Annotated in this window: 10 protein-coding genes; 7 read left to right on the top strand and 3 right to left on the bottom strand. The window is 65.7% G+C overall.

Features of this window, described 5'->3' with window-relative positions; translation table 11 throughout:
• Nucleotide 1: 1 nt before the first annotated feature.
• Nucleotides 2–367 carry a response regulator gene (locus tag CKO23_RS11415; protein WP_200331132.1) on the bottom strand — a complete coding sequence of 122 codons (366 nt, stop codon included), beginning with the start codon at nt 365–367 and terminating at the stop codon, nt 2–4.
• Between the two features lie 640 nt (nt 368–1,007).
• Here CKO23_RS11415 and mfd point away from each other — a divergent pair.
• The 5 genes from mfd to cas7c all read left to right on the top strand — a co-directional run bounded on the left by mfd (nt 1,008) and on the right by cas7c (nt 10,676).
• The gene (gene mfd / locus CKO23_RS11420) at nt 1,008–4,490 is read left to right on the top strand and encodes a transcription-repair coupling factor (RefSeq protein ID WP_200331134.1); all 3,483 of its coding nucleotides are present in this window, start codon (nt 1,008–1,010) and stop codon (nt 4,488–4,490) included.
• Between the two features lie 334 nt (nt 4,491–4,824).
• A complete protein-coding gene (locus CKO23_RS11425) occupies nt 4,825–7,071 on the top strand; it encodes a CRISPR-associated endonuclease Cas3'' (RefSeq protein ID WP_200331136.1) in 2,247 nt (748 codons plus the stop codon).
• 52 nt (nt 7,072–7,123) lie between these two features.
• Nucleotides 7,124–7,882: a type I-C CRISPR-associated protein Cas5c gene (cas5c, locus tag CKO23_RS11430; RefSeq protein ID WP_200331138.1), complete on the top strand. Its 759-nt coding sequence runs from the start codon at nt 7,124–7,126 to the stop codon at nt 7,880–7,882.
• Nucleotides 7,883–7,884: 2 nt separating this feature from the next.
• On the top strand, nt 7,885–9,681 hold the full coding sequence (gene cas8c, locus CKO23_RS11435) for a type I-C CRISPR-associated protein Cas8c/Csd1 (protein ID WP_200331140.1): 1,797 nt from the start codon (nt 7,885–7,887) through the stop codon (nt 9,679–9,681).
• Entirely contained in the window at nt 9,678–10,676 is a 999-nt protein-coding gene (gene cas7c / locus CKO23_RS11440; RefSeq protein ID WP_200331142.1) for a type I-C CRISPR-associated protein Cas7/Csd2, read from the top strand. The genes cas8c and cas7c overlap by 4 nt, the downstream gene beginning before the upstream one ends.
• A 23-nt stretch (nt 10,677–10,699) precedes the next feature.
• On the opposite strand, the gene CKO23_RS11445 is transcribed toward cas7c, so the two are convergent.
• Entirely contained in the window at nt 10,700–11,116 is a 417-nt protein-coding gene (locus tag CKO23_RS11445) for a type II toxin-antitoxin system HicB family antitoxin (RefSeq protein ID WP_200331144.1), read from the bottom strand.
• A gap of 3 nt (nt 11,117–11,119) precedes the next feature.
• A complete protein-coding gene (locus tag CKO23_RS11450; RefSeq protein ID WP_200331146.1) occupies nt 11,120–11,302 on the bottom strand; it encodes a type II toxin-antitoxin system HicA family toxin in 183 nt (60 codons plus the stop codon).
• A 63-nt stretch (nt 11,303–11,365) separates the two neighbouring features.
• Between CKO23_RS11450 and cas4 the strand changes: the two genes are divergently transcribed.
• Nucleotides 11,366–11,995, top strand: a complete 630-nt coding sequence (gene cas4, locus CKO23_RS11455) for a CRISPR-associated protein Cas4 (protein WP_200331147.1) — start codon at nt 11,366–11,368, stop codon at nt 11,993–11,995.
• Between the two features lie 5 nt (nt 11,996–12,000).
• Nucleotides 12,001–13,035, top strand: a complete 1,035-nt coding sequence (cas1c, locus tag CKO23_RS11460) for a type I-C CRISPR-associated endonuclease Cas1c (protein ID WP_200331148.1) — start codon at nt 12,001–12,003, stop codon at nt 13,033–13,035.
• Nucleotides 13,036–13,408 lie beyond the last annotated feature (373 nt).

Genomic DNA, 13,408 nt, shown 5'->3' on the forward strand with positions numbered 1-13,408 from the left:
ATCAGCCGATGACCTTGCGTACGACGTCCATCAGCTTCTGAGGGTCGAAAGGCTTGACCAGCCAACCCGTCGCCCCGGCCGCCCGGCCTTGGCTCTTCATGGCATCGCTGGACTCGGTGGTCAGCATGAGGATCGGGGTCGTCTTGTACTGCGGCATCGCACGCAGCTGCTTGATCAAGGTGAGACCATCCATGCGCGGCATGTTCTGGTCGGTGAAGATGAGGTTGAAGCTACCGGAGCGGGCCTTGTCCAGGCCATCTTGGCCGTCGACCGCCTCCGACACCGAGTAACCGGCATCTTTCAAAGTGAACGACACCATCTGTCGAATGGATGGGGAGTCATCCACTGTAAGAATCGTCTTTGCCATGGCATGCGCCCTGAGAATTGCTGTGGTTCCGATTGCGAGACGCGGTCCACCGGACCCGTGCCTCGTCCCTGTCGCCTATCCTGACCGAGTGGCCGCTTCCAAGCCGCTGCGCCCGAGCGAGCCGGCAAGGCCGGCTGCAGACGCTCGCCCGTCGTCGTCGGCCCCAGCGAAGAGGAGGGTAACGGACGCCCAGGGGGGGGTGGTCGTTCCCCGACGGGCCGCCTTGGCGGTTGTGCGAGGCTCGGACTGAGCGCAGGCATCGCAACCTGACGATCGACGCCAGAGAAGATGCACCGCCCACGACCGCACAGATGTCCAAGACCGCCACACGGCCACTCGCCGCCCGGATCCTCCACCTCGCACAGGTACCAATAGATCCGACGCCCCTTAGTGTCCTTGATGCCGCGTCCGCGTTGTGTGAACTAGATCCCCCAACTGAAAGCCGATGACCCTGCTTGCAGCCAGGTTTGAGGGTTCGGAATCCCGGCTGGCAGTTGGCAGCGATTGGATTCGCGCGATGCGCCGAGTTCCGGGCTCGACGCACGTGGGCCTGTTGTCCGACCTGTCGGATGCACTGCATCTGAAATGCCGCTGTGCGAGAATCCCCGCCCATTCGACGCACTGAGGGACGACCCAGACGATGCATGCGGAGGCACAGCTTCAGCTCCATTCGCCACTCGATCCACCGCTGCCGCGGCAGGCCGGAGAGCGCCTGCTCTGGGGCCGGCTCTACGGCTCCGGCGCCGCGCTCGCCATCGCCAACGCCGCGCGGCGCCATCACGGGCTGGTCATGGTGCTCACTCAGGACGTGCAGAGCGCCACCAACCTGAGCGCCGAACTCGCCTTCTTCCTGGCCGGCGGCGCGCTGCCCATCCTCAGCTTCCCGGACTGGGAGACCCTGCCCTACGACGTCTTCTCGCCGCTGCCGGAGCTGGTCTCGGAGCGCCTGCTGACCCTGCATCGGCTGCCCGGCCTCGAGCGCGGCATCCTGGTGGTGCCGGTGGCGACCCTGATGCAACGGCTGCCGCCACGCGACTATGTCGACGGCCACTCCCTGGCGCTGAAGGTCGGCGACCGCCTGGACCTCGACAAGACGCGCCAGCGCCTGGAGCGGGCCGGCTATTCCTGCGTCTCTCAGGTCATCGCGCACGGCGAATTCGCGGTGCGCGGCTCGCTGCTGGACGTCTTTCCCATGGGCAGCCAGGTGCCGCTGCGCATCGACCTCTTCGACAACGAGGTCGACACCATCCGCACCTTCGACCCGGACACCCAGCGCTCCAGCGACAAGATCGGCCAGATCCGCCTGCTGCCGGCGCGCGAATTCCCGCTCGACGAGGAGGCCATCGCCGGCTTCCGCCAACGCTACCGCGCCATCGTCGAGGGCGACCCGAAGCGCAGCCTCATCTACCGCGAGGTCTCCGGCGGCAACGTGCCTGGCGGGCTCGAATACTATCTGCCGCTCTTTTTCGAGGAGACCGCGACCCTCTTCGATTACCTGCCCGAGACCACCCTGGTGTTCGAGCCCGCGGACGGCCGGGAGACCGGCGACGCCTTCTTCAAGGGCGTCGAGCAGCGCTACGAGCAGCGACGCCACGACATCGAGCGCCCGCTGCTGCCCCCCGCCCGGCTCTATCTGATGCCGGACCAGCTAGCCGCCGCGCTCAACCGGCACTCGGGCGTCCTCTACCAGTCCCCCGAGATCCCCGAGCGCCGGCGCGGCTATGCAAGCGTCGCGAACTTCGCCACCACGACCCTGCCGCCGCTCGGCATCCAGGCCCGCGCGGTCGAGCCGGCGCAGGCGCTGCGGGCCTTCCTGGAGAGAGCCGGCCTGCGCGTGCTCTTCGCCGCGGAGAGCACCGGCCGCCGCGAGCTGCTCGCGGAGCACCTCCAGGGCTTCGACATCCAGGCGCGCCAGGTGGCGGGCTGGCAGGCCTTCCTCGACGGCGGGCAGAGGCTTGGCCTGACCGTCGCGCCCATCGAGCAGGGGCTGCTGCTGGAGCAACCCGGCATTGCCATCGTCACCGAGACCCAGCTCTACGGCGAGCGGGTGCGCCAGGAGCGGCGCCGGAAGGCCCGTGAGCGCGACAGCGACGCCATCGTCCGCAACCTCACGGAGCTCACCGAGGGGGCGCCAGTGGTGCATGAAGACCATGGGGTCGGACGCTACCTCGGTCTGCAAACGCTCGCCGTCGGCGGCATGACCGCCGAGTTCCTGGCCCTGGAGTACGCCAAGGGGGACAAGCTCTATGTCCCGGTCAGCTCGCTGCATCTAATCTCGCGATACACCGGCGCCTCGCCCGAAAGCGCGCCGCTGCACCGCCTCGGCGGCGATCAATGGGACCGGGTTAAACGCAAGGCCGCGCAGAAGGCCCACGACGTCGCCGCCGAGCTGCTGGACATCTACGCCCGGCGCGCGGCCCGTCAGGGCGTGGCCTTTCCGAAGCATGGGGATGAGTACGCCGCCTTCGCCGCGGCCTTCGCGTTCGAGGAGACGCCGGATCAGCTGCGCGCCATCGAGTCCGTGCTGGACGACATGGTCGACGCCAAGCCCATGGACCGCGTGGTCTGCGGCGACGTCGGCTTCGGCAAGACCGAGGTCGCCATGCGCGCCGCCTTCATGGCCGTCAACGGCGGACGCCAGGTCGCCGTGCTGGTGCCCACCACCCTGCTGGCCGAGCAGCACTTCGAGAACTTCTCAGACCGCTTCGCCGACTGGCCCGTCCGGGTGGAGAGCCTGTCGCGCTTCCGCACCACCAAAGAGCAGAAGCGGATTCTGGAAGGGCTTGAGGCCGGAACCGTCGACATCGTCGTCGGCACCCACAAGCTGCTGCAGCCCAGCATTCGGTTCAAAAACCTGGGGCTGGCCATCATCGACGAGGAGCACCGCTTCGGCGTCCGTCACAAGGAGCAGCTCAAGAACCTGCGCAGCGAGGTCGACATCCTGACCCTGACCGCGACGCCGATTCCGCGCACCCTCAACATGGCCATGTCCGGCCTGCGCGACCTCTCCATCATCGCCACCCCGCCGGTCGAGCGTCACCCCATCAAGACCTTCGTCAGCGCCTGGAACGACGCGCTGCTCCAGGAGGCCGTGCTGCGCGAACTCAAGCGCGGCGGCCAGGTCTACTTCCTCCACAACGAGGTCGAGACCATCGAGAATCAGGCGCAGAAACTGGAGGCGCTGATCCCCGAGGCCCGCGTTCAGGTCGCCCACGGCCAGATGCGCGAGCGCGACCTGGAGCGCGTCATGCGCGACTTCTACCACCAGCGTTTCAACCTGCTGGTGTGCACCACCATCATCGAGAGCGGCATCGACGTCCCGAGCGCCAACACCATCATCATCAACCGCGCCGACAAGCTCGGCCTGGCCCAACTCCACCAGTTGCGCGGGCGGGTCGGACGCTCGCACCACCGCGCCTACGCCTACCTCATCACGCCCCCGGCCAAGGTCATGACGGCGGATGCCAAGAAGCGGCTGGAGGCGATCGAGTCCATGGAGGACCTGGGCGCCGGCTTCACACTGGCGACGCACGATCTGGAGATCCGCGGCGCCGGCGAGCTACTCGGCGACGATCAATCCGGCCAGATTACAGAGATCGGCTTCACCCTCTACATGGAGCTGCTGGAGCGCGCCGTCGACGCCCTCAAGGCCGGCCGCACGCCGGAGCTGGACCGCCCGCTCGACCACGGCGCCGAGATCGACCTCGGCATCCCCGCCCTCCTGCCGAGCGACTATCTCCCGGACGTCCACACCCGTCTGGTGATGTACAAACGCATCGCCAGTGCCGCCGACCGGGACGCCCTGCGCGAAATCCAGGTCGAGATGATCGACCGCTTCGGCCTGCTGCCCGACCCAGCCAAGAACCTGGTCGACATCACCGAACTCAAGCTCAAGGTCCAGCCCTGGGGCATCCGCAAGATCGAAGCCGGTCCCGCCAGCGGACGCATCCACTTCACCGAGACACCCAAGATCGACCCCGCCAACCTCATCCGACTGGTCCAGACCAAGCCCAAGGAATTCAAGCTGGATGGCGCGGACAAGCTCAAGTTCTTCCGCGAGATGGCGGAGCCGGAGCAGCGGCTGCGGCAGATCACGGCGGTCGTCGAGCAGTTGACGGGCTGACCGGAGCGGCGCAGGAAATGTCGACCGACAAAGGTGGGAGCGCCGCCCCGGCGCGACGGATGCCGCTCCGAACAAACGATCGCGGCGGGGCGCCGCTCCCACTGCCGATGACGGATCGGTAGGATGGGCAAAGTCCGCGCTCCAAGCGCGAATGCCACCTCGGCGCTGAACGGACGTGCCCATCTTCCAGGGCTCTGGAGCTGGCCGGGCCGCTTGTTCCTAGAACACAACCCAATGACGGCACGAGCACGGCAGCCGCGCAAAAGGAGCATGAACGATGGAGAGCGATGGATTCCACGCCCATAGCGCAAACGCGGTTGGAGCCTGGCACCCATTGCACAGGCACCTTGAATCCGTCGGCCGCCTAGCGAGGACTTTCGCCGGCCCTGCACCTTGGTGCGAAGAGGCCCGTCTTGCCGGAGAGCAGCACGATCTCGGCAAGTACGGCGATCGCTTCCAACGGCGATTACGGGGGCAGGATGCGGGACTCGACCATTGGTCGATGGGGGCATGGCTGGCCCTCAAGGAACACCAGGCCATCGCCGCCGCGCTCGCCATCCAAGGCCATCACATCGGCCTGCAAAGGGGCGATCCAATATCACTCATGTGCCTGGATCCGGAGAAGCTGGCCCGCCGACATCCCCTCGGTCTGGCACTCTCCGACCCTGACTTGGATCGACTGCTCGCACGGTCCCGCAACGACGGTCTGACATTCCAGTCGCCACCGACCACGGCCGTCACGAGTTGGAACAAGGCCATCGCCGCCATGCTTGACGTGCGGCTACTTTTCTCCTGCCTTGTGGATGCCGACTTTCTGGACACCGAGGCGCACTTCGAGGGCGACGCCACTGGTAAACGGCAGCGCCAGCCTGGTCCACCGCTCGATCCCGAGGCCGCCCTCCTCGCGCTCGACCGCTTCATGCGCGAGGGCATCCGCCCAGCAACCCAGGCGCAACCGATCGTGCGCGAGGCCCGTGAAAGGCTCTGGCAGGCATGCGCCGAAACCGCCCAGGCGCCGATCGGTTGCTTCACCCTGACCGCGCCGACCGGCTCCGGCAAAACCCTGGCCATGCTCAAACTCGCCCTGGAGCACGCACAACGCCATGGACTCAAGCGCATCATTCTGGCCGTTCCATTCCTGACCATCATCGAACAAACCGCCCAGGTCTACCGCAGCGTTTTTGCGGACTTCCCCGATCACTTCGTCCTTGAGCATCACAGTCTGGCTGGGCTCGGCGCCGAGACGGCCCAGGACGACGCCCAGCCGCCCCAGGAACGTGAGCGACGCCTGCTCGCCGAGAACTGGGACGCCCCCATCGTCATCACCACCAATGTCCAATTGCTGGAGTCGCTGTTCTCCAACCGGCCGTCCGCCTGCCGCAAGCTGCACAACCTGATGGAGTCCGTCATCCTCTTCGACGAGGCCCAAACCCTACCCGCCCAACTCGCCGTGCCCACGCTGGCCGCGCTCTCGCATCTGTCGGCGACCTACCGTTCCAGCATCGTCTTCGCCACCGCTACCCAGCCCGCCTTCGACTCCCTGCACGAAGCCGTCAGCCAACAGGCAGCCCCCGGTTGGCAACCGGTCGAGGCCGTTCCGGATCATCCGGCCCTGTTCGCCGCCTTAAAGCGCGTCACCGTGACCTGGCCGGAGCCTGGCGAGACGCGCACCTGGGACGATCTCGCCGCCGACCTAGGGGACATTCCTCGGGGGCTGGTGGTCGTCAATCTCAAACGTCACGCCATGGCCCTGCTGGAGGCACTGGGCGACGCGCCAGAGATTCTTCATCTATCGACCAATCTTTGCCCGGTGCATCGGCGCGCCGTGCTCGAAGAGGTACGCCGGCGGCTCGCCCAAGGCGACCCCTGCCGCTTGATCGCCACCCAATGCGTCGAGGCCGGCGTCGATCTGGATTTCCCGCGCGTCCTGCGCGCCTTCGCGCCCCTTGAAGCCATCGCCCAAGCGGCGGGACGCTGCAATCGGGAGGGGCGCCTGAGCGCGTTGGGTAGCCTGTTGGTCTTCGACCCAGCTGAACCGGGCGATTGGCGCCGACGCTATCCGACCCATGCCTATTTCCAGGCCGCCGAAGTCACGCGCCGGATCCTCCTGGATCAGGGAGATCTGGACATCAACGACCCTGTCACGTTTCGCGAGTATTACCGGCAACTCTATGACCTGAGTCGGCCAGCGAGCCAGAATCCGGCCTTCGCCGAAGCGGTCCAGACCCGTGATTTCCCGGAAATCGCCCGTCTCTATCGCCTCATCGATCAGGACGCCATCCAAGTGCTGGTCCCCTGGGACAAACGGCTCGATGACTTCGAGGCGCTGCGCGCCGAGGCGGAAGCGGAGGGGATCGGCGGGGCCTGGATGCGGCGTGCCCAGACCCTGTCCGTCAGCCTCTATCGACCCCCGACCGACCACCCCGCGTGGGGTGTGCTGATCCCCGCCAAGCTACGTCGGACGCGCAAGGTCGATCGCCAACAGAACGAGTGGTTCATCCTCGAAGATCCACATGCTGTACATTACGATGAGACCCTCGGATTGATCCTGCCCCAAGCACAGCAGCTCCTCATCGGCTGAGCAGCCGGCGCGCGACGCGGCGGGCGCGGATCACCCATCCATTGGAGGAACCATGGTCAACGGCACGCACACGCTCGAAGTCTGGGGCGACCTCGCCTGCTTCACCCGACCTGAGATGAAGGTGGAGCGGTTTTCCTATCCCGTCATCACACCCTCGGCGGCGCGGGGCATCTTCGACGCCATCTACTGGGACGCCCGCCGCGAAGGCAATCGGGTACGACCCTATTTCCATTGGCAAATCACCCGCATCGAGGTTCTTGAGCCACCGCGCTACATCGCCTTGCGGCGCAATGAAGTCAAGGACCGTGTGCCAGGGACCGCCGTGCTCAACAAATGGATGAAGGGCACCGCAAACCCCGAGCCGCTATGGGCGGACGGCGGCAAAGACGAGCTTGGCACCGATCAGAAGGGACGCACCCAGCGCCAAACCATGGCGCTGAAAACGGTCCGCTACCGTTTAACCGCGCGAATCGTCCCCAAGCCCGCGTTCCGGGCGGAACAGGTCGCCATGAACAGCCAGTTTCAGCGCCGCGCCCGCGGCGGGAAGTGCTTCCAGCAACCCTATTTCGGCTGTCGCGAATTCCCCGCATTCTTCGAATACGTCGAGGATACGGCCGCCACCGCGCAGCCGCCGATCCCGCTAGACCAGCACGTGGGGCTCATGCTCTACGACGTCTTCGACCTCTCTCGGGAGATCGTCAAGGATGGCGACCCGCCGTTCATCAGCCTATTCGACGCCAGCCTCCGCAGCGGCATCATCGAGGTTCCGCCGTTCGAGAGTGCCGCCGTCAAGAAGCCTGGGGGAGCCTGAGCATGCTCAAGGAACTCGCCGACTATGCCGAGAGCCATCTGACCGGATCCGAGCCCGGCTTCAAATCCCGGGAAATCCGTTGGTCCGCAGAGCTGACCCATGATGGGCGCTTCCTGAACGTTGTTCCCTTGGGCGACGGCAAACGCGGCCAGGATCTCGACCGCTGCCCGGACATGCACAACATGAACGCAGGAGGGCGAGCCCACTTCCTGATCGAATCCTGCCAATACGCCACACTCCTGACGAAACGTGACGAGGAGCCCGACAGCAAGACCATCAAGCGCCACGCCTACTATGCCAAACTGCTGCGTCAGGCCGCGTCGGTCGTACCGACGCTCGTGCCGCTCGCCGATTTCATGAGCGATCCCGAGCGGGTTGCCAAGGTCCGCGGGGCGCTCCAAACGCACAAGGCCAAGCCTACGGACTGGATCACATGGCACATCGGGGCCGCAGATCCGCGTGATGATCAAAACGTTCAGCATTGGTGGCGTGATTGGCGTCAGACAGACATCAGCTCTGCCGCCAAGCCTGGGAAGGGGGCGGATCGGGCCGGCAATCCGTCTCCCGAAAGCACCATGCGCTGCCTCCTCACCGGCAAGGCCATCCATCCACTATCCACCCATCCCAAGATCACGGGTCTATCAGGCGTCGGCGGCTTGGCGATGGGCGATGTGATGGTCGGTTTCGACAAGGCATCCTTCGGCTCCTATGGACTCGACCAGTCCGCCAATGCAGCCATGGACGAAGAGGCTGTTCAGCGCTATGCGGACGGACTCAACGACCTGATCCGCCATCACAGCCGCAAGCTGGCCAATACACTGGTTGCGCACTGGTACAAAGACAGCATCGCCCCAAGCGACGATCTTTTCGCCCTCCTGATGAGCATGGAGACTGACGAGCAGACGGATGCCTCCGCACAAGCTGCCGTGCGTCGTCTGCTCGACGCCATCCACTCCGGCGAACGCACTGAACTAGGCGATAACCGTTACTACGCCCTGACACTCTCCGGCGCCGCCGGACGGGTCATGGTGCGGGACTGGATGGAAGGCCGCTTCGAAGACTTGGCTGGGCACATCGCGGCCTGGTTTGCCGACTTGGCCATCGTCGCCCGCAATGGTCACGCGCTGGCCCAGGATCCCAAATTCCTTGCCGTCTGCGGTGCGCTGGTGCGCGAGCTAAAGGATCTGCCCGCGCCGACCGCCGCGACGCTTTGGCGCGTCGCGGTCAGGGGCTTGCAGATTCCCCGCTCCCTGATGGCCCAAGCCCTTGCCCGCTTTCGCGTGGAGGTCATCGACAAGGAGCAGCCAGCCATCAATCACGCCAGGATGGGCCTCATGCGGGCCTACTTCGTTCGACTCACGCCAGGAGGTGACGCCAGCATGACCGCTTATCTCAACCCGGACCACCCCGCCGCCGCCTATCATTGCGGGCGCCTGCTCGCGGTGTTCGCCAACCTGCAACGGGCCGCCCTGGGCGATGTCGGCGCCGGTGTCGTGCAACGCTACTACGCCGCGTTCAGTCAAACGCCAGGGCTCTTTTTGGGGCGATTGTCCGCCAGTGCCCGCAATCACCTGGCCAAGCTCGACCCCAAACTCGCCTGGTGGTTCGAGAATCAGTTGGCCGAGGTCATGGTCCGTCTGAGCGACGGTGCCCCGCGTATCCTGGATCTCGAAGGCCAGGGACTCTTCGCCCTGGGCTATTACCAGCAGCTCGCCGCCCTGCGCGCCGGCAACAGAACCGACGCGACCGGCTCGGACTCCGACGTCACCAAAGCACCAGCACAAGGAGAGCAGCCATGAGTGCCATCCAGAACCGCTATGAATTTCTCTACCTCTTCGACTGCGAGAACGGCAATCCCAACGGCGACCCGGATGCCGGCAACAGCCCTCGTATCGATCCCGAGGACATGCACGGATTGGTGTCCGACGTCGCCGTCAAGCGGCGGGTGCGCAACTATGTACAGACCGCGTTCGCCAATGCCGCGCCCAACGCGATCTTCGTCGAACACGCGACCAATCTGAACAAACCGATTGCCGCCGCTCACATCGCCACCGGCGGAGCACCGAGCGGAGGCGGCAATCGCACCCAGGTCGGGGCTGCACGCAAGTGGATGTGCGATCAGTTCTTCGATGTCCGCACCTTCGGCGCCGTGATGTCCACCGGAGCCAATGCCGGGCAAGTGCGCGGGCCGGTGCAGGTCGCCTTCTCGCGCTCGCTCGACCCCATTCTCCCGATGGATGCCTCCATTACGCGCATGGCCGTGGCGGAACGGGTAACGGGGGCCGCGACCATGGCCGACTATGAAACCTGGGAGAACAATCAGGAGGAAGACAAGCTCCGCACCATGGGCCGCAAGGCTCTGATCCCCTACGGCCTCTATGCCTGCAAGGGCTTCATCTCCGCCCATCTAGCCCAAGGCACCGGCTTCTCGGATGACGACCTGGACCACCTCTGGGAGGCGCTGCTCGGCATGTGGGACCACGACCGCTCCGCCTCCAAGGGCGTGATGTCCTGCCGTGGACTCTATGTCTTCAAACACGTCGGCACTGACAGCGATGCCACCCAGCGGGTCCGGCAAGCCATGCTCGGCTGCGCCCCGGCCCACCGGTTGCTGGATTTCTCCCAGCCTGGCCGCGAGCAGGTGAATGCCATCATCGAGATCGAGCGTCGAGCCGATTTGCAGGGCTCGCCGCGCACCTTCGCCGACTATGTGGTCAAGGTCTATCCGGAGCGTCTGCCCGCCGGGGTGGAATTGCTGGTCGATGGGAGAACCCCTGCTGCAACTCCGGTTTAACGCGGCACGCCGATTCCCAGGCTTCAGGAGACCCGCACCTCGATCGTGCGGCCCAGAACACGCGCGGCGGCCTCGATCTGATCGAAGCGCGAGGCGTGTTTGAGATCGAAGAGGCGATCCACCTGTGGCAGGTGCCAGCCCAGGCGTCGCGCCAGTTCTGCCTTGCGGATGCCCTGCTCGGTCATGGCCTGGTAGACGCCGAGCTTGGCGCATTCCAGGGCCGATGGGCGCACGGTCGGACGGCCGGCCGCCAGCGAGGGGACAGGCAGCGGACGGCGCGTCTCGACATAGAACGAGAGCGCGGTTTCCAGCGCATCGACGGCATAGAGCAGGGCTTCGTCTTCATCCTCGCCCTGCGTGATGGCCTCGGGGACGTCCGCGAAGGTCACGACAAAGCCGCCCTCGGGCTGTGCTTCGAGAATGACGGGGTAATCGAACATGGCTCAGTCTCCTTTCAATCCGAGTTGCTTCTTGATGGCTTCGACCGTGCCGGTTTTCAGCTCGCCGTGGTGCATCGGCATCACGGACTGGCGACCGTTCAGGAGAACTTTCAGGTGCGATCCTTTCCCGGTCTGAAAGGTCGCGCCCTGTTTGGCCAGCCAGCGCTTGAATTCGTTCGAGTTCATGGCCGAGGGTCTAAACACTTCTGTTGTGTTTGTCAATGCCTTGCGAGATGCACCGAGGATGCAATGACCATCGAAGCCATCAACCTTTCCGCCCTGAACCAATACACCTACTGCCCACGGCGGTGCGGGTTGATCTATCTGGAAGGCGAGTTCGACCAGAACGTCCACACCGCTCGCGGGAATGCGGAACATGAGCGGGTCGATTGCGCCGCGCACGTGGCGGGCAAGGATGGCGCGCGCCTGGACTATGCGTTGCCGGTCTGGAGCCAAGCCGCGGGGCTCATCGGCAAATGCGATGTCGTCGAGCACTGGCCGGACGGCACCCTGTTTCCGGTCGAGTACAAGCACGGTCCGAGGCGAAAATGGCTGAATGACGATCTGCAGCTGACCGCCCAGGCGATCTGTCTGGAAGAGATGTTCGACCGTCCGGTGCCAACCGGCGCCATCTATCACGCCTCCAGCCGTCGCCGCCGCGAGGTCAGCTTCACGCCAGAGCTGCGCGCCCTGGTCGCGCAAACCGCCGAGGCGATCCGCGCCATGCTGACCTCCGGCCGCCTGCCCCCGCCCGTGAACGATCAGCGCTGCCGCGAATGCTCCCTCAAGGATCTCTGCCAACCGGAGGCCATCGCCGCGCGGACGAAACAGCGTGCGCTGCGCGACACCCTCTTCGACCCGAACGGCGCCATGGATTAGCGACCATGCAGACCATCCAGAACACCCTCTACGTCATGACCCCCAACGCCTATGCCCACCTGGACAACGCCACCGTGCGCATCGAGGTGGAGCGGGAGACCAAGCTGCGGGTTCCGTTGCACCACATCGGCACCCTGGTCTGCTTCGGCAACGTCCTGGTCTCCCCGGCGCTGATGCATCGGTTGGCGGACGAGGGGAAATCGCTCGTTCTGCTCGACAACTCCGGCCGCTTCAAGGCGCGGTTGGAGGGGCCGGTCTCCGGCAACATCCTGCTGCGTCAGGCTCAGCATAAGGCGGCCGGCGATGGCGCGGTCACACTGGAGCACGCGCGCGCCATGATCGCCGGCAAGCTCAGAAACAGCCGCTCGGTCCTACAGCGCGGCGCACGGGAGGCGAGCGACGCGGCGGAGGCGAGCACCCTCGGCAAGACCGCCGACGCCCTCGCCGCCTCGCTGCGCGCCGCCCGCGACGCGCCAGATCTCGACAGCCTGCGCGGCGTGGAAGGCGAGGCCGCGCGCGGCTACTTCGCCGGGCTCAACCTCATCGTCAAGCCCCAGGCGCGCGCCAGCTTCCAGCTCGACGGCCGCACCCGCCGCCCCCCGCTGGACCGCTTCAACGCGCTCATCTCCTTTCTGTACGCCATGCTGATGAACGACTGCCGCTCCGCCATCGAGACCGTTGGGCTGGATCCTCAGCTCGGTTTCCTGCACGCCGTGCGGCCGGGACGCGCCGCGCTCGCCCTGGATCTGCAAGAGGAATTCCGCTCGGTCCTCGCCGACCGGCTGGCGCTGACGCTCATCAATCGCGGACAGGTCGGCGCCGCCGACTTCGACGCGCGCGAGGGCGGCGCCGTCATGCTCAACGACAGCGGCCGCCGCGCCGTCGTTACCGCCTGGCAGGCGCGCAAGCAGGAGGAAGTGACCCATCCGCTCCTGGAGAGCAAGGTCCCGCTCGGCCTCCTGCCCTTCGTCCAGGCCCGTTTTCTGGCGCGCACCCTGCGCGGCGACATGGAAGGCTATCTGCCTTTCCTCGCCAAATAGGCGCCGAAGGCCTTGGTCATCGGTTGGTTGCGCCAGGCAAAGCCTGGAAGGAGAGGAAGATAGCGGACGGATAAGCGAATCGGAAACTCCTTGTTGCGGCCCACCGGGTGAAAGTCCCGAGCCGGTAAGGATTGGCCATCCACCGGAACCGAGTGTGGCGTGGTGCGGGAGTGATCCCGGCTGCGAAGCGAACACAGGGGGCGTGTAGGCTGTGTGATAGAGCCCCGAAACTGATGCCAGCGGAGCCGACGCATTCCAATCACCGGAAGGCAACAGTCTCGGCATTGTACTGGCCTGATGCCGAGACTCCGCCGGGGTCTGAGAGCAGGGCATGCACGCACGGGTCGCCCAGGAACCTGGGAGGGCTCAGTCG

Source organism: Thiocystis violacea (assembly GCF_016583565.1).
Lineage (GTDB): Bacteria > Pseudomonadota > Gammaproteobacteria > Chromatiales > Chromatiaceae > Thiorhodococcus > Thiorhodococcus violaceus_A.